This is a genomic window from Streptomyces sirii (assembly GCF_045690365.1).
Classification (GTDB): domain Bacteria; phylum Actinomycetota; class Actinomycetes; order Streptomycetales; family Streptomycetaceae; genus Streptomyces; species Streptomyces sirii.
The window spans coordinates 6,503,622-6,520,131 of sequence record NZ_CP147982.1; the positions used below are offsets into that span (position 1 = coordinate 6,503,622).

At 72.6% G+C, this 16,510-nt stretch carries 10 protein-coding genes; 8 read left to right on the forward strand and 2 right to left on the reverse strand.

Features of this window, described 5'->3' with window-relative positions; translation table 11 throughout:
• Positions 1 to 92: 92 nt before the first annotated feature.
• The gene (locus tag WAB15_RS29435) at positions 93 to 752 is read right to left on the reverse strand and encodes a phosphatase PAP2 family protein (protein WP_407288067.1); all 660 of its coding nucleotides are present in this window, start codon (positions 750 to 752) and stop codon (positions 93 to 95) included.
• A gap of 616 nt (positions 753 to 1,368) precedes the next feature.
• On the reverse strand, positions 1,369 to 2,718 hold the full coding sequence (gene gabT / locus WAB15_RS29440) for a 4-aminobutyrate--2-oxoglutarate transaminase (protein ID WP_399147227.1): 1,350 nt from the start codon (positions 2,716 to 2,718) through the stop codon (positions 1,369 to 1,371).
• Positions 2,719 to 2,995: 277 nt separating this feature from the next.
• On the opposite strand from gabT, the gene WAB15_RS29445 reads away from it, so the two are divergent.
• From WAB15_RS29445 to WAB15_RS29480, 8 genes are all read left to right on the forward strand, one after another.
• Positions 2,996 to 5,488 (forward strand): ATP/GTP-binding protein, encoded by a 2,493-nt coding sequence (locus WAB15_RS29445; RefSeq protein WP_407288068.1) that lies wholly within the window; start codon positions 2,996 to 2,998, stop codon positions 5,486 to 5,488.
• A 189-nt stretch (positions 5,489 to 5,677) separates the two neighbouring features.
• Positions 5,678 to 7,336 carry a PucR family transcriptional regulator gene (locus tag WAB15_RS29450; RefSeq protein WP_407288069.1) on the forward strand — a complete coding sequence of 553 codons (1,659 nt, stop codon included), beginning with the start codon at positions 5,678 to 5,680 and terminating at the stop codon, positions 7,334 to 7,336.
• A 191-nt stretch (positions 7,337 to 7,527) separates the two neighbouring features.
• The gene (locus tag WAB15_RS29455; RefSeq protein WP_399147230.1) at positions 7,528 to 8,988 is read left to right on the forward strand and encodes an aldehyde dehydrogenase family protein; all 1,461 of its coding nucleotides are present in this window, start codon (positions 7,528 to 7,530) and stop codon (positions 8,986 to 8,988) included.
• Between the two features lie 500 nt (positions 8,989 to 9,488).
• A complete protein-coding gene (locus WAB15_RS29460) occupies positions 9,489 to 11,408 on the forward strand; it encodes an acyl-CoA dehydrogenase family protein (protein ID WP_399147231.1) in 1,920 nt (639 codons plus the stop codon).
• Between the two features lie 101 nt (positions 11,409 to 11,509).
• Positions 11,510 to 12,775 carry a 1-deoxy-D-xylulose-5-phosphate reductoisomerase gene (gene dxr / locus WAB15_RS29465; protein ID WP_407288070.1) on the forward strand — a complete coding sequence of 422 codons (1,266 nt, stop codon included), beginning with the start codon at positions 11,510 to 11,512 and terminating at the stop codon, positions 12,773 to 12,775.
• A complete protein-coding gene (locus tag WAB15_RS29470) occupies positions 12,772 to 14,073 on the forward strand; it encodes a M50 family metallopeptidase (RefSeq protein WP_407288071.1) in 1,302 nt (433 codons plus the stop codon). Before dxr ends, WAB15_RS29470 begins: the two co-directional genes overlap by 4 nt.
• 187 nt (positions 14,074 to 14,260) lie before the next feature.
• Positions 14,261 to 15,418: a flavodoxin-dependent (E)-4-hydroxy-3-methylbut-2-enyl-diphosphate synthase gene (ispG, locus tag WAB15_RS29475; RefSeq protein ID WP_399147234.1), complete on the forward strand. Its 1,158-nt coding sequence runs from the start codon at positions 14,261 to 14,263 to the stop codon at positions 15,416 to 15,418.
• Between the two features lie 219 nt (positions 15,419 to 15,637).
• Positions 15,638 to 16,483, forward strand: a complete 846-nt coding sequence (locus tag WAB15_RS29480) for a GNAT family N-acetyltransferase (protein WP_407288072.1) — start codon at positions 15,638 to 15,640, stop codon at positions 16,481 to 16,483.
• Positions 16,484 to 16,510: the final 27 nt, after the last annotated feature.

Genomic DNA, 16,510 nt, shown 5'->3' on the forward strand with positions numbered 1-16,510 from the left:
TGCGTTGACGCTCATTGAGGGCGCGCGGCCTCGGTCGCGCGCCCCATATAGCTCGCCCCGCAGCCGCCGCCCGATCCGGCGGACCGACCGCGTCAGCGTCCGTCGACCGCCGCACCGCCGTCGTCCGCCCCCCGGCCCCACCGGCCGCACACCGCGCACCACGCCGCGAGCAACACCCCGGCCAGGCACCAGCTGCCGAGTACGTCCAGGGGCCAGTGGTAGCCGCGGCGCACCAGCCCGACGCCGACGCCCAGATTGAGCAGGGCGACCCCGGCGGCGAGCGCCGACGTGCGGGCGCGGCTGGCCGGGCTCCTCGCCCACCACCGCTGACCCCGGGTCAGCAGCAGCGCGGCCACGCCGTAGGCGACCGCCGCCGTGGCGCCGTGGCCCGAGGGGTAGAAGCCGTCGTGCGCGGCGCCGGCCATCGCGGGCGGGCCCGGCCGGGCGAGCCAGAGCTTGAGCGGGGCGACCAGTGCCGGTACCGCGGCCGGCGCGAGCGCGGCGGCGAGTGGCGGCAGCCACCAGCGCGCGGCGGGGCCCTCGTGCGCCACGGCCCGGTGCGTCCTGCGCCACCCCCGCCACGCGGCCCACACCACCACCATCAGCAGCACGGGCACCGCGACGGTCGCATTACCGAGGTCGGCGAGGAACTCGGCAGCGGAGGACGGAATCGCGCCGGCGGCGACGGCGCGGCCCAGGCGCTCGTCGACGGCGCGCAGCGGGCCGTGGCCGGCCACCTGCCAGGTGAGCACGGCGAAGAGAGCCGCGCTGAGGAGCGCGACCAGCAGTGGCGAGAAGTGGCGTGGACCCCGGGCCGAGTGGTCCGGCGAGCCGGGAGAGAGCCGCCCGGGAGAAGGGATCGGCCGCCCCGGAACAGGGGGGGTGGTTCCGAGGCGGCCGCGCTGACCGGTGTCCCGCGCGCCCCGGGGGGTATGGGGCGAGCGGACATCCGATCGGTGAGGATTCCCAGAGCCCCCCATTCCAGGGGTTCCGGTGTCGTGCGCGAGGGCACGGCCAGATCGGAGCCGGGGAAGCGCCGACCGGGCGTCGCCCGCAGTCCCCTGCGAGCGGGGTGTTTCTCTCATCTGCAGAAACCGTACGGCACAGGGAGCGCACCGGACAGCCGCATCACCCGGCCGCCATTGGCCCCGCACATCTTCTTCACTCCGTACCTCCAGCTACGCGCGTCCGCCTCGTCGGCGTGCGAATCGCCGCCCCGGGCGGGCGAACGGGCGTGGCCCGGGGCACGGCACATGCCGCACCCCGGGCCACGCCGGGAACCATGCGGCGGACCGTCTCCGGTCCGCCGCCTCGCGCGCGTTCAAGCCGCGCGCCCAGATCGCGCGCGGCTCACCGGCCCGCTCCGGATCAGATCTTGGCGAACGCCGCCTCGAGGATGTCCAGGCCCTCGTTGAGCAGGTCCTCGCCGATGACCAGCGGCGGCAGGAAGCGCAGCACATTGCCGTACGTACCGGTCGTCAGCACCAGCAGGCCCTCCTGGTGGCAGGCCTTGGCGAGCGCGCCGGTGGCCTCCGGGTTGGGGTCCTTGGAGCCGGACTTGACCAGCTCGATCGCGATCATCGCGCCGCGGCCGCGGACCTCGCCGATGACGTCGTACTTCTCGGCGATCGCGGTCAGCCGCGCCTTCATGACCTCGCCGATCCGCAGGGCCTTGGCGTTCAGGTCCTGCTCGCGCATGGTCTCCAGGGAGCCGAGCGCCGCGGCGCAGGCCACCGGGTTGCCGCCGTACGTACCGCCGAGACCGCCCGCGTGCGCGGCGTCCATGATCTCCGCGCGGCCGGTCACGGCGGCCAGCGGCAGACCGCCGGCGATGCCCTTGGCCGTGGTGATCAGGTCCGGCACGATGCCCTCGTCCTCGCACGCGAACCACTGGCCCGTACGGCAGAAGCCGGACTGGATCTCGTCCGCGACGAAGACGATGCCGTTCTCCTTCGCGAAGTCGGCGATGGCGGGCAGGAAGCCCTTCGCCGGCTCGATGAAGCCGCCCTCACCGAGCACCGGCTCGATGATGATCGCCGCGACGTTCTCCGCGCCGACCTGCTTGGTGATCTGCGAGATGGCCTGCTCGGCGGCCTCCTGCGCGCAGTTCTCCGGGCCGGTCAGCCAGCGGTAGGGGTAGGCGAGGGGGACGCGGTAGACCTCGGGGGCGAACGGGCCGAAGCCGTGCTTGTACGGCATGTTCTTGGCGGTCAGCGCCATGGTGAGGTTCGTCCGGCCGTGGTAGCCGTGGTCGAACACGACCACGGCCTGCCGCTTGGTGTACGCACGCGCGATCTTGACGGCGTTCTCGACGGCCTCCGCACCGGAGTTGAACAGCGCCGACTTCTTCGCGTGGTCGCCCGGCGTCAGCTCGGCCAGCTGCTCACAGACCTCGATGTACGGCTCGTACGGCGTCACCATCGCACAGGTGTGGGTGAAGTCCGCGAGCTGCGCGGTGGCCCGGCGCACGACCGCCTCCGCGCTGTTGCCCACCGAGGTCACCGCGATGCCCGAACCGAAGTCGATCAGGGAGTTGCCGTCCACGTCCTCCAGGACGCCGCCGCCCGCACGCTTGACGAAGACGGGCAGCACGGCCCCGACGCCAGCGGCCACGGTGGCCTGCTTGCGGGCCCACAGCTCCTGCGACTTGGGGCCGGGGATCGCGGTGACGACGCGACGCTCCTGGGGGAGGCCGGGGCCTCCGGACAGTTCGGTCATGGCAGTCTCCTGGGGTGGAACGAGGACGTACAGATGTCGTTTCTCGCAGGTTAGGGGCGGCCGGGTGGGTCTGGCATGTTCCGTTCGGGAGAAGTGCGCGTGTTGCGTTGTCCGCACCGGACATAGCGAGGGGCGGCGGCCAGTAGATTGAGCGACGGCGCGCCGGGCAGCGGTGGGCAGGAACGCGGGCATGACAATGACAGGGCGGCCGCCGACCGACACACCGGCCGGCCCGCCCACGCACCAGGCCACGGCTCAAGGGGGACAAGGGCACCGGATGGACACCGAGGGCACGCACGACGCACGTAACACCCGCTCCGACCATGTCCCGCGTCCGGCGGCGCCCCCGGACGCCCCGCCGCGGCCCGATGCCCCGCCGCGGTTCACGGCCCCGTCCGGCGCGGGCGCCGGGGCGGCAAGGACAGGTGCCGCCGCGCGAGCCGGTGATGGTCCGCAATCCGCCTTCATGGCCTGGCTGAGCGTGCCGCGAGTACTGGCGGGGCCGGGTGTCTGGGCCTTCGAGCACCGGCCCAAGCCGAAGGACGAGCCCCAGGACATCGCGGTCCCGCAGCTCATCGCCGGGGCGGTGATCTCGTTCCTGTGCGCATGGCTGATCTGGTCGCTGCTGATGAACGACTACCTCGGCCCCTACTGGAAGTGGCCGCGCGAGGTGATGCTGCCCGACGCATGGCAGACGGGCAACGCCAACATCGTCTCGTCGTTCGTCTACATGGCGCTCGTCCTCGGTGCGATCGTCGTCGTCTTCGGACGCGTGGGGCGATGGCCCGCGCTCTTCCGCCGGCTGATCGCCCCCGTGGCGAACCGCGTCTGGAACAGGCTTCCTTCGTGGCTGGCACCCAAGGACGCGAGTGCGCTCACCGGCGGGCAGCTGATCGTGCGCGCCGTTGTGACCCTGACGCTCGTCTGGTTCCTCTGGCAGTGGTGCATCGACAAGACCACCGATTCGTCCGTCCTGATGCTGCAGTTGGAGAATCTGACGCCGGTATCGGGGCAGGGGGCGTCGTACTTCTACTACGCCACCAGCTATTCGCTCTTCGACCTCGGACTGCTGCTGGCCGTCTTCAGCAGGTTCGCGTGTCTGGCGGAGCTGAAGCGCCGCTACCTCCCGTCGGGCCGGCGTGCCGCGGCCGACGCCGGGAAGGCGGCCGAGAACGGAGCCCGGGTGCTTCCGGTGGACCAGGCCGATTGGGCCGATCTTCGTGCGGCCGGCGCTCCGGAGGCCGCCGACCGCCTGGCGCACGAGGCGCGCTCCGGGCTCATGAACGACGTCGATCACGCACGGATCGCCCGTGCCTGGCAGTCCGTGCGAGTGCAGCCGACCCGGCTCCCGGCGTTCATCGACAGTGTGCGCAAGGCCGGTTCCGCAGCCTGCCTGCACCCGTCCGGGGCACGCGACCTGCCGGCCCGGACCGCACGGCACGACCTGCTGACTTCCCAGGTGCGCATCGGCACCGCCTCCGAGGACGTACGCAACCCCTACGACCGGCGCGGTACGGGGTTCGCACTCGAACCGGACGTGCTCGGCACGTCGCTGTTGGCGCTCGGCCCGGCGGGCTCGGGGAAGACCACGCGCCTGGTGCGTCCGCTGGTGGAGGCCATGTGCCTGCAGGCGCTCTCCGGGCGCGCCGCCGTCGTGTCCGTGGGGACGGCCGGCTCGGCCACCGCGCCCGATGACGCCTTCGACGCGGTGATCAGGATCGGTCACCGCGACGCGGACTGCGACCTGGACCTCTACGGCGGGACGACGGACGCCGACGAGGCGGCCGCGATCCTGGCCGAGGCACTGGTGGGGGACCTCGCGGCGACGCTGCCCGGGGGGAACGGGCGGCGCACGGCGACCGTACTGGGGCAGTTGCTGGGACCGTTCCAGGTGGCGTACGGCCGGTTCCCCCGGGTGCCGGAGCTGCGGGAGCTGCTGGACGGTTCGCCGGAGGCCATGGCGGGGCTGCGAGCCGCCCTGGAGTCGGCGGGGGAGTCCAGCGCCCTGCGGGAGCTGGACGCACGGGAGCGGCAGGCGGAGCGGCCCGGGGATCCCGGCGTGCTGCTCGCCGACCGGATCGCGCTGCTGGACCGGCCGGCGTTCGCGGAGTTCTTCGACCCGACCGGGCGCTCGCGGCAGGTGTCGCTGCGCTCTCTGGACCACCCGCTGCGCGTCCGCATCGACCTGCCCGAGCGCGGGCACGCGGACGCCTCGCGGATCCTGGCGCGACTGGTGCTCGCGCAGTTCACGGAGTGCGCGGTGGCCCGGACGGACCGGTCGGTCTTCGCCTGTCTGGTGCTTGACGACGCGTCACATGTGATCACGCAGGAGGCGCTGCGCGGACTGCAGCGGCTGCGTACGGCGAACGCGGGGGCGGTGCTGACCCTGCGGGGCCTGGACGACGTACCGGAGTCCTTGCGCGGTGCGCTGCTGGGGGCGTTCGGCTGCCGGATGGCGTTCGCGGGCGTGACGATCTGGGACGGTGAGCGGTTCGCCGAGGTCTGGGGCAAGGCATGGGTGGAGACCAGGGACGTCACCGACCGGCAGATCGTCTCCGACGAGCCCTTCACCAAGCTCCTGCACTCCATCCGGCGGCTGGTCACCGGCAAGAACGTGACCGCGAAGGCGGTGACGGTGCGGACGGTGGAACGGGAGCGGTGGTCGGCCTCCGACCTCGCCCATTCGGTGCCGCCCGGCCACGCGGTACTGTCCGTGACCGCCGTGAGCGGGGAGTCGGCCCCACCCGTCCTAGTAGACCTCCGCTCCTGACCACCCCCTGGCCTCGTACCCGGCCGCTCCCTGGCGTTTTCCCGATTGTCGGCCGGCTTTGACCACGGTGGAGGCTCCCCGGATTCGTCCGCTGAGGCAGAATCGACACGGGCCGTTCATACGGGGCGGCGCAAATCATCGGTCGTCGCCCGGTCGTCGATCGCCGTTGTCGAAGCCATCGAAGGTCTCATGCCGCACACCCTCGCTTCCCTGGTCAACCACACCGCGCTCAAGCTGACCGTGCTCGCGGGCGAGGAGCGGCTGGACGTCCCGGTGCGCTGGGCGCACGCCAGTGAGCTGATCGATCCGGTGCCGTACATGGAGGGCGGGGAGCTGCTGCTGATCACCGCGCTCAAGCTGGACGCGGAGGACGCGGAGGCGACCCGCCGGTATGTGCGGAGGGTCGCGGAGGCCGGTGTGGTCGGACTGGGCTTCGCGGTCGGGGTGAACTACGAGCAGGTTCCCCAGCCGCTGGTCGAGGCGGCGCGGGAGCAGGGGCTGCCGCTGCTCGGGGTGCCGCGCAGGACACCGTTCATCGCGATCAGCAAGGCGGTCTCGGCCGCGGTCGCCGCGGATCAGTACCGCGCGGTCACGGCGGGCTTCGAGGCGCAGCGCGAGCTGACCCGGGCCGCGCTCAGCGCGGAGGGACCGGCCGAGCTGCTGGCCCGGCTCGCCGCGCATCTGAACGGCTGGGCCGCGCTGTACGACGCGTCGGGGGCCGTGGTGGCCGCCGCCCCGGACTGGGCGGCGCGCCGCGCGGCCCGCCTCGCGGACGACGTGTCGCGGCTGCGGGGGCGGCCCGCGCCCGCCAGCTCGGTGGTCAGCGACACCGACGGCGACGACCGGGTGGAGCTGCAGTCGCTGGGGACCGGGCGCCGGGCCCGCGGTGTGCTCGCGGTGGGGACCGGCGCTCCGCTGGGGACGGCCGAGCGCTACGCCGTGCACTCCGCGGTCGCGCTGCTCACGCTGACCACCGAGCGGTCCCGGGCACTGCAGGACGCCGAGCAGCGGCTGGGCGCCGCGGTGCTCAAGATGCTGCTGGCGGGGGAGCCGGACCATGCGCGGGCGGTCGCGGGGCGGCTCTACGGAGGGCTGCTGGACGCCCCGTTCCGGATGGTGGTCGCCGAACCCGTGGCGGCCGACGACCAGCCGTCGCCGGGCGCGGGCGCGGCGGCCGGTTCCGCCGGGGTGCTGGACGCGCTCGCCGACGCGATGGACTCCGCCGCCGCCCGGACCGGTGAGGCGGTGCTCGCCGTCCCGGACGGCGACCGGCTGATCGTGCTGGTCGCGGACGGCGGCGCGGCGGCCGACGCCTGCGCCGCGTACGCGGCCGAAGCCGAGGCCGAGGCCCGGGCCGGTGCGCAGGCGCGCCCGGGCGGGCGGCCGGGGCGGGCCGAGGCGGTGCACGGCGGCGCCGGCGTCGCCGTCGGACTGTCCGCGCCGACCGGCCCGACGGCCGCCGCGAACGCCTACCGGCAGGCCGAGCAGGCGCTGTCGGTGGCCCGGCGGCGCGGGCGCGCGCTGGTCGAGCACGAGGACGTGGCGGCCGGATCGGTGCTGCCGCTGCTCGCCGACGACGCGGTGCGGGCGTTCGCGGACGGGCTGCTGCGGGCGCTGCGCGAGCACGACGCGACCGGCCGCGGCGACCTGGTGGAGTCGCTGCGCGCCTGGCTGGCCCGGCACGGCCAGTGGGACGCGGCCGCCGCCGACCTGGGCGTCCACCGGCACACGCTGCGCTATCGGATGCGGCGGGTGGAGGAGATCCTGGGGCGCTCGCTGGACGACGCGGACGTACGGATGGAGCTGTGGCTGGCCCTGAAGGCGACCTCGGCGCCCCAGGGGGAGTGAGGCCCGCCCTCCGGCACGGGGATCCGCGCCTCCGCCCGCTCCACGGCGGAGAGACACACCCCCTGATTTCTACGCTTCGGACAAACGCCATGGCGGCGTCGCACCCCTACCGTGGTGGCAGACCCACAACCGCACAGCCGCTCCCTGAGCGATGCGCACCACTCACCACTTCTGAAGGGCCGGGTTCCACTGTGCCGATCCCCACTGATGCAGCCCCCACCGCCTTCTGGCTCGCCGGCCGCAAGGCCACCGGCGAGGCCACCTTCGATGTCACCTCCCCCTGGGACGGACGTCTCGTGGGCACGGTGAGCGTTCCCACCGAGGCCCAGGTCGAGGAGGCCGTCGCGGCCTCCGTCGCGGTCCAGGACGAATTCGCGGCGACCCCCGCGCACGTCCGGGCCGCCGCCCTGGACCACGTGCAGCGCCGGCTGGTGGAGCGTACGGAGGAGATCGCCCGGCTGATCTCCGCCGAGAACGGCAAGCCCATGAAGTGGGCCCGCGGCGAGGTCGGCCGGGCGGTGTCCGTGTTCCGCTTCGCGGCCGAGGAGGCCCGCCGGTTCAACGGCGGCGAGGCCCAGCGCCTGGACACCGACGCGGGCGGCGCCGGCCGGCTCGCGCTGACCCGCCGCTTCCCGCGCGGCACGGTCCTGGGCATCGCGCCGTTCAACTTCCCGCTGAACCTCTGCGCCCACAAGATCGCCCCGGCCATCGCCGCCGGCGCCCCGATCATCCTCAAGCCGGCCCCGGCCACCCCGCTCTCCGGTCTGATCCTCGGCGAGCTGCTGGCCGAGACCGACCTGCCGGCCGGTTCCTGGTCGATCCTCCCGGTGCCCAACGACCGGATGCCGGCGCTGGTCCAGGACGAGCGGCTGCCGGTCGTCTCCTTCACCGGCTCCGAGAAGGTCGGCTACGCGATCCTGGACTCGGTGCCGCGCAAGCACTGCACCCTGGAGCTCGGCGGCAACGGCGCGGCCGTCGTGCTGCCCGACTGGTCCTCCGAGGCGGACCTGGACTGGGCGGCGCAGCGGATCGCCATCTTCTCCAACTACCAGGGCGGCCAGTCCTGCATCTCGGTGCAGCGGGTCATCGCCGACGCGTCCGTGTACGACCGGCTCGTGCCGAAGATCGTGGCGGCCGTCGAGGCGCAGGTCACCGGCGATCCGTCGGACGACGCGACCGAGGTCGGCCCGCTGGTGAACGAGGACGCCGCCAAGCGCGTCGAGTCCTGGGTGGACGAGGCCGTCGAGCGCGGCGCGAAGCTGCTCGCCGGCGGCAAGCGCGACGGCGCCTCCTACGCGCCGACCGTCCTCGCGGACGTGCCCGCCGACGCCACCCTCGCCTGCGAGGAGGTCTTCGGCCCGGTGCTCACCCTCACCAAGGTCGACGGCGTGGACGAGGCGTTCGCGGCCGTCAACGACTCCAAGTTCGGCCTGCAGGCCGGTGTCTTCACGCATGACACCCAGACCGCCTTCCGCGCCCACCGCGCGCTGGAGGTCGGCGGCGTGGTCATCGGCGATGTGCCGTCCTACCGCGCCGACCAGATGCCGTACGGCGGCGTCAAGCAGTCCGGCGTGGGCCGCGAGGGCGTGCGCTTCGCGATGGACGACTACACCTACGAGCGGGTCCTGGTCCTCACCGGCCTGCCCCTCTGACCCACCCCGACCCGGTCCGGACCGGTGGACAGCGACGGCCGTGCCTTGGGCCGTATCACCGTCCGGACCCCGGCCGGCGCACCCCCCGGCGCCGGCCCCGACGCGGCGCGCTCCGGCACCCTGTTTCCGGAGCGCGCCGCGTCCCCCGTTCACCCGACATCCAACCCCCGTCATGCCGGATCTCGACCGTACGGCGCGGACCGGGCAGTCGCCTCGTGTCGGAGGCGGAGTCGCGGCTGTGCCTCTGGGGGGAGGCGTCCGCGCACGTACAACCAGCGCGGTATGCCGCACCCCCCGAAGGGCTGATGCGGCGGGTCCGGTTCCGGATCGCGCCGCGGCGTATGCGCCGCATGGCCGGGACACACCGTCCGCCCCGCTCCCTCCCGTACCTCCAGTGGTGCAACCCGCGCGGATCGGGTAACTCTCACAAGTAGCGCTGTCCAGCGGCCGACCGGCCCGCCGGCGCAGAACTGCCGACCCCGCGGCGAGGTGAGCTCCTGATGACCGCTCCATCCATCCGCAACGTTTCCGAGCGCGAAGCACGCCAGGTCGCCGAGGCGGCCCGCGAGCAGGACTGGCGCAAGCCCAGCTTCGCCAAGGAACTGTTCCTGGGGCGCTTCCGGCTCGACCTCATCCATCCGCACCCCACCCCCGCGGCCGACGACGTGCGCCGCGGTGAGAAGTTCCTCGCCACACTGCGGGACTTCTGCGAGACGCAGGTCGACGGCGCCCGGATCGACCGCGAGGAGCAGATCCCGGACGAGACGGTCGCGGGGCTCAAGGCGCTCGGCGCGCTCGGCATGAAGATCGACCCGAAGTACGGCGGCCTCGGGCTCACCCAGGTGTACTACAACCGGGCCCTGTCGCTGGTCGGCACCGCCAGCCCCGCCATCGGCGCGCTGCTCTCCGCGCACCAGTCGATCGGCGTACCGCAGCCGCTGAAGCTGTTCGGCACCCAGCAGCAGAAGGAGACCTTTCTGCCGCGGCTGGCCCGTACGGACATCTCGGCGTTCCTGCTGACCGAACCCGACGTCGGCTCGGACCCGGCCCGCCTGGCGACGGTGGCCGTCCCGGACGGCGAGGACTACGTGCTCGACGGCGTGAAGCTGTGGACCACCAACGGCGTGGTCGCCGACCTGCTGGTGGTGATGGCGCGGGTGCCCGCCTCCGAGGGGCACAAGGGCGGTATCACCGCCTTCGTCGTCGAGGCCGACTCGCCCGGCATCACGGTCGAGAACCGCAACGCCTTCATGGGGCTGCGCGGCCTGGAGAACGGCGTGACCCGCTTCCACCGGGTACGGGTCCCCGCCGCCAACCGCATCGGCCCCGAGGGCGCCGGCCTGAAGATCGCCCTGACCACCCTGAACACCGGACGGCTCTCGCTGCCCGCGATGTGCGTGGGCTCCGGCAAGTGGTGCCTGAAGATCGCCCGGGAGTGGTCCGCCGCCCGTGAGCAGTGGGGCCGGCCGATCGCCAAGCACGAGGCCGTCGGCGCCAAGATCTCGTTCATCGCCGCGACCACCTTCGCCCTCGAAGCGGTCGTCGACCTCTCCTCCCAGATGGCCGACGAGAACCGCAACGACATCCGGATCGAGGCCGCGCTCGCCAAGCTCTACGGCTCCGAGATGGGCTGGCTGATGGCCGACGAGCTGGTGCAGATCCGCGGCGGCCGCGGCTTCGAGACCGCCGACTCGCTCGCCGCCCGCGGCGAACGCGCCGTCCCGGCCGAGCAGATGCTGCGCGATATGCGCATCAACCGGATCTTCGAGGGTTCCACGGAGATCATGCATCTGCTGATCGCCCGGGAGGCGGTGGACGCGCATCTGTCCGTCGCCGGCGACCTCATCGACCCCGACAAGTCCCTCGTCGACAAGGGCCGGGCGGCGGCCAGGGCCGGTGGGTTCTACGCCCGCTGGCTGCCCAAGCTCGTCGCCGGACCCGGCCAACTCCCACGCACCTACCAGGAGTTCGGACGGCTCGCGGAGCATCTGCGGTATGTCGAGCGGACCTCCCGCAAGCTCGCCCGCTCCACCTTCTACGCGATGTCGCGCTGGCAGGGCCGGATGGAGACCAAGCAGGGCTTCCTCGGCCGGATCGTCGACATCGGCGCCGAACTCTTCGCGATGAGCGCCGCCTGCGTACGCGCCGAGCACCTGCGCGAGACCGGCGAACACGGCCGCGAGGCGCAGCAGCTGGCCGACGTGTTCTGCCGGCAGGCCCGGATCCGCGTCGAGGAGCTGTTCGGCCGGCTGTGGACGAACACCGACGAACTCGACCGCAAGGTCGTCTCGGGAGTCCTCGACGGCAGCTACAGCTGGCTGGAGGAGGGCGTCATCGACGCCAGCGGCGAAGGCCCCTGGATCGCCGACGCCACCCCGGGCCCGAGCCGGACCGACAACGTCCGCCGACCCCTGGGCTGAGCCACCCCGCCGGGGCCCGTCCGCGAAGATCCGCCGGGCGGGCCCCGCAGTTGTGCGGCCAGGTGTCCACGGCACCCCGGCGACCGGCCACAATGGACCACATGACGGACTCCCTCGCCCATCCGCTCCTGTGCTTCGAACCGGCCGCCGGCGACCCCGACGGCCCGCGCCGGATCGTGATCCTCGGCTCGACCGGCTCGATCGGCACCCAGGCGATCGACATCGTGCTGCGCAACCCCGACCGCTTCCGGGTGACGGCGCTCTCCGCCGCCGGCGGCCGGACCGAGCTGCTCGCCGAGCAGGCGCACCGGCTGCGGGTGGCCACCGTCGCGGTGGCGCGCGAGGACGCGGTGCCCGCGCTGCGCGCGGCGCTGGCCGCCCGGTACGGCGCGGGCGAGCCGCTGCCCGAGATCCTGGCCGGCCCCGACGCGGCCACCGAACTGGCTGCCTCCCCCTGCCACACCGTCCTCAACGGCATCACGGGCTCCATCGGCCTCGCCCCGACCCTGGCCGCCCTGAAGGCGGGCCGGGTGCTGGCCCTGGCCAACAAGGAGTCGCTGATCGTCGGCGGACCGCTGGTCAAGGAGATCGCCCGGCCCGGTCAGATCATCCCCGTCGACTCCGAGCACTCCGCGCTCTTCCAGGCGCTGACCGGCGGCGACCGCGCCGAGGTCCGCAAGCTCGTCGTCACCGCCTCCGGCGGCCCGTTCCGCGGCCGCACCCGGCGCGAGCTGGCCGAGGTCACGCCCGAGCAGGCGCTGGCCCACCCCACCTGGTCCATGGGCCCGGTCGTCACCATCAACTCCGCGACCCTCGTCAACAAGGGCCTGGAGGTCATCGAGGCACATCTGCTCTTCGACGTCCCCTTCGACCGCATCGAGGTGGTCGTCCACCCGCAGTCCTACATCCACTCGATGGTGGAGTTCACCGACGGCTCCACGCTCGCCCAGGCCAGCCCGCCCGACATGCGGATGCCGATCGCGCTGGGCATCGGCTGGCCTGAGCGGGTCCCGGACGCCGCCCCGGGCGTGGACTGGACGAAGGCGCAGACCTGGGAGTTCTTCCCGCTCGACGAGGCGGCCTTCCCCTCCGTCCCGCTGGCCTGCCACGTCGGTGGTCTGGGCGGCACCGCCCCGGCCGTCTTCAACGCGGCGAACGAGGAGTGCGTGGATGCGTTCCTCAAGGGCGGGCTGCCGTTCACAGGGATTGTGGATACCGTCGCTGAAGTGGTCGCCGAGCACGGGACGCCGGACAGGGGAACCTCCCTGAGCGTGGCGGACGTCCTGGAGGCGGAGACCTGGGCGCGCGCCCGCGCCCGCGAACTGGCCGCCCGTGCGGCACGGACACCTTCGGAGGCTCGCGCATGACGACCTGGATGACCATTCTCGGCATAGTCGTCTTCGTCGTCGGCCTGCTGTTCTCCATCGCCTGGCACGAACTCGGCCACCTCTCCACGGCCAAGATGTTCGGTATCCGTGTGCCGCAGTACATGGTGGGCTTCGGGCCGACGCTCTTCTCCCGTAAGAAGGGCGACACCGAGTACGGCATCAAGGCCATCCCGCTCGGCGGCTATATCCGCATGATCGGGATGTTCCCGCCCGGGGACGACGGGAAGCTGCAGGCCCGCTCCACCTCGCCGTTCCGCGGGATGATCGAGGACGCCCGCTCGGCGGCCTTCGAGGAGCTGCAGCCCGGCGACGAGAAGCGGCTCTTCTACACGCGCAAGCCCTGGAAGCGCGTCATCGTGATGTTCGCCGGGCCGTTCATGAATCTGATCCTGGCGGTCGTGATCTTCATGAGCGTGCTGATGGGCTTCGGCATCAACACCCAGACCACCCAGGTCGGCTCCGTCTCGGACTGTGTGATCTCGGCCGCGGCCAAGACCGACAAGTGCCCCTCGGATGCCAAGGACTCGCCGGCCAAGGCCGCGGGCCTGCGGGCCGGCGACCAGATCGTCTCGTTCAACGGCAGCGCCGTCCCGGACTGGGGCACCCTGCAGCAGCGGATCCGCGTCACCACCGGGCCCGCGACGCTGGTCGTCGAGCGGCACGGCGTCCGCAAGACCCTGCACGCCGATCTGATCGAGAACAAGGTCGCCAAGACGGACGGGCACGGCGGCTATGTCCCCGGCGAGTTCGTCACCGCCGGATTCCTCGGCTTCACCCCGGCCAGCGGCGTCGTCCCGCAGACCTTCGGCCAGTCCGTGGACCGCATGGGCAACATGGTCGAGCAGGGCGTCTCCTCGCTGATCAACCTGCCCTCGAAGGTCCCGGACCTGTGGGACGCGGCCTTCAACGGCGGCGAGCGCAAGCAGGACTCCCCGATGGGCGTGGTCGGCGCGGCCCGGGTCGGCGGAGAGGTCTTCTCGCTGGACATCCCGCCGGAGCAGCGGGTGGCGACCATGCTCTTCCTGGTCGCCGGCTTCAACCTCTCGCTGTTCCTGTTCAACATGCTGCCGCTGCTGCCGCTGGACGGCGGTCACATCGCCGGCGCCGTGTGGGAGTCGATCCGCCGGGCCTTCGCCAAGATCGTCCGGCGTCCGGACCCCGGGCCCTTCGACGTCGCCAAGCTGATGCCGGTCGCCTACGTGGTCGCCGGGATCTTCATCTGCTTCACGCTGCTGGTGCTCGTCGCGGACGTGGTGAATCCCGTGAAATTGACCTGACGGCGATTGGCCAAAACATGGGTTTGGCGACGGTCGGGCACCTCCGCGGCGTTTGGAGGTGCCCGACCGTCCCCTTTCGGGGGGCCTCAGGGGAGCGATGTGCCTCCCGCAACCCTTGTGCCGTAACCTCGAAGACCGGAGCCCGCCGATTCGGGACCTTGATCCATACCTTGGGGTTGCTCGCCAGATGACTGCCATTTCACTGGGAATGCCGGACGTACCGACCAAGCTGGCCGACCGTCGGGTCAGCCGGAAGATCCACGTCGGTCCGGTCGCCGTGGGCGGGGACGCACCGGTCTCGGTGCAGTCGATGACGACGACGCGGACGTCCGACATCGGTGCGACGCTGCAGCAGATCGCCGAGCTGACGGCCTCCGGCTGCCAGATCGTCCGGGTCGCCTGCCCGACCCAGGACGACGCCGACGCGCTGCCGGTGATCGCCCGGAAGTCCCAGATCCCGGTCATCGCGGACATCCATTTCCAGCCGAAGTACGTCTTCGCCGCCATCGACGCCGGCTGCGCCGCGGTCCGCGTCAACCCCGGCAACATCAAGCAGTTCGACGACCAGGTCAAGGAGATCGCCAAGGCGGCCGGCGACGCCGGCACCCCCATCCGGATCGGCGTCAACGCCGGCTCGCTCGACCGCCGCCTGCTGCAGAAGTACGGCAAGGCGACCCCCGAGGCGCTGGTGGAGTCCGCGCTGTGGGAGGCGTCCCTCTTCGAGGAGCACGGCTTTCGCGACATCAAGATCTCGGTCAAGCACAACGACCCGGTCGTGATGGTCAACGCCTACCGCCAGCTCGCCGCCCAGTGCGACTACCCCCTCCACCTCGGCGTCACCGAGGCCGGCCCCGCCTTCCAGGGCACCATCAAGTCCGCGGTCGCCTTCGGCGCGCTGCTCAGCGAGGGCATCGGCGACACCATCCGCGTCTCGCTCTCCGCGCCGCCCGCCGAGGAGGTCAAGGTCGGCATCTCCATCCTGGAGTCGCTCAACCTCCGCCAGCGCCGGCTGGAGATCGTCTCCTGCCCGTCCTGCGGCCGCGCCCAGGTCGACGTCTACAAGCTCGCCGACGAGGTCACCGCCGGCCTGGAGGGCATGGAGGTGCCGCTGCGGGTGGCCGTCATGGGCTGCGTCGTCAACGGCCCCGGCGAGGCCCGCGAGGCCGACCTCGGCGTCGCCTCCGGCAATGGCAAGGGCCAGATCTTCGTCAAGGGCGAGGTCATCAAGACCGTCCCCGAGTCGAAGATCGTCGAGACCCTCATCGAAGAGGCCATGAAGATCGCCGAGCAGATGGAGAAGGACGGCATCGCCTCCGGCGAGCCGACCGTCGCCGTCGCCGGCTGACCCGCGCCGCCGCAGCACCGCAGAGCCCCGCCGCCCGCCCCGGGCCGCGGGGCTCCCGCGTGCCCGGGCCGGCCGGCGCCGGGACGTGCGCCGGGCCGCCGACCACCCCGCGCCGCCCGTGCCGCCGCGGGCCGGGTGCTCCCGCGCGCAGGGAGGTAAAGTGCCAAGACCTGCTCCCGCCTGGCCTCCCAGGCCCGCAACGGTGAGGCATTCCGACACGTGCTGACGACCACGACCATCAAGGTCCTCGAGCCCGGGGAGCTCGATGACGCGCTCGCGGTGCTCGACCGCGACCCGGTCGCCAACGCCTTCGTCGCCGCCCGCGTACAGATCGCCGGCCTCGACCCCTGGCGGCTGGGCGGCGAGATGTGGGGCTGGTACGTCGGCGGCCGCCTGGAATCGCTCTGCTACGCCGGCGCCAACCTCGTCCCCGTCTGCGCGACCTCCGAGGCCGTCCGCGGCTTCGCCGAGCGCGCCCGCCGCCAGGGCCGCCGCTGCTCGTCGATCGTCGGACCTGCCGGCCCCACCTCCGAGCTGTGGTCGCTGCTGGAGCCGACGTGGGGACCGGCCCGCGAGATCCGCGCCCACCAGCCCCTGATGGTCACCACCTCGCCGGCCACCGAGATCGCCCCCGACCCCTACGTCCGGCGGATCCGCAAGGACGAGATGGACCTGATCATGCCGGCGTGCGTGGCCATGTTCACCGAAGAGGTCGGCATCTCCCCGATGGCCGGCGACGGCGGGCTGCTCTACCAGGCCCGGGTCGCCGAACTCGTCGGATCCGGCCGCTCCTTCGCCCGTATCGAGGGCGGCAAGGTCATCTTCAAGGCCGAGATCGGCGCCGCCACCCAGCGCGCCTGCCAGATCCAGGGCGTCTGGGTCGACCCCGCCCACCGCGGCAAGGGCCTGTCGGAGACCGGCATGGCGGCCGTGCTGCGCTACGCCCTCAGCGACGTCGCCCCCGTCGTCAGCCTCTACGTCAACGACTTCAACACCGCCGCCCGCGCCTCCTACCGCCGGGTGGGCTTCGAAGAGGTCGGCGCGTTCATGAGCGTGCTGTTCTGACCGCCGCGAGCGTACGGAACGGGCCGC

Bases quoted from the DNA above. Each gene is read 5' to 3' on its own strand.
- gabT (WP_399147227.1), bottom strand. From the start codon at position 2,718: ATGACCGAACTGTCCGGAGGCCCCGGCCTCCCCCAGGAGCGTCGCGTC.
- WAB15_RS29445 (WP_407288068.1), top strand. From the start codon at position 2,996: ATGGACACCGAGGGCACGCACGACGCACGTAACACCCGCTCCGACCAT.
- WAB15_RS29450 (WP_407288069.1), top strand. From the start codon at position 5,678: ATGCCGCACACCCTCGCTTCCCTGGTCAACCACACCGCGCTCAAGCTG.
- WAB15_RS29460 (WP_399147231.1), top strand. From the start codon at position 9,489: ATGACCGCTCCATCCATCCGCAACGTTTCCGAGCGCGAAGCACGCCAG.
- dxr (WP_407288070.1), top strand. From the start codon at position 11,510: ATGACGGACTCCCTCGCCCATCCGCTCCTGTGCTTCGAACCGGCCGCC.
- WAB15_RS29470 (WP_407288071.1), top strand. From the start codon at position 12,772: ATGACGACCTGGATGACCATTCTCGGCATAGTCGTCTTCGTCGTCGGC.
- ispG (WP_399147234.1), top strand. From the start codon at position 14,261: ATGACTGCCATTTCACTGGGAATGCCGGACGTACCGACCAAGCTGGCC.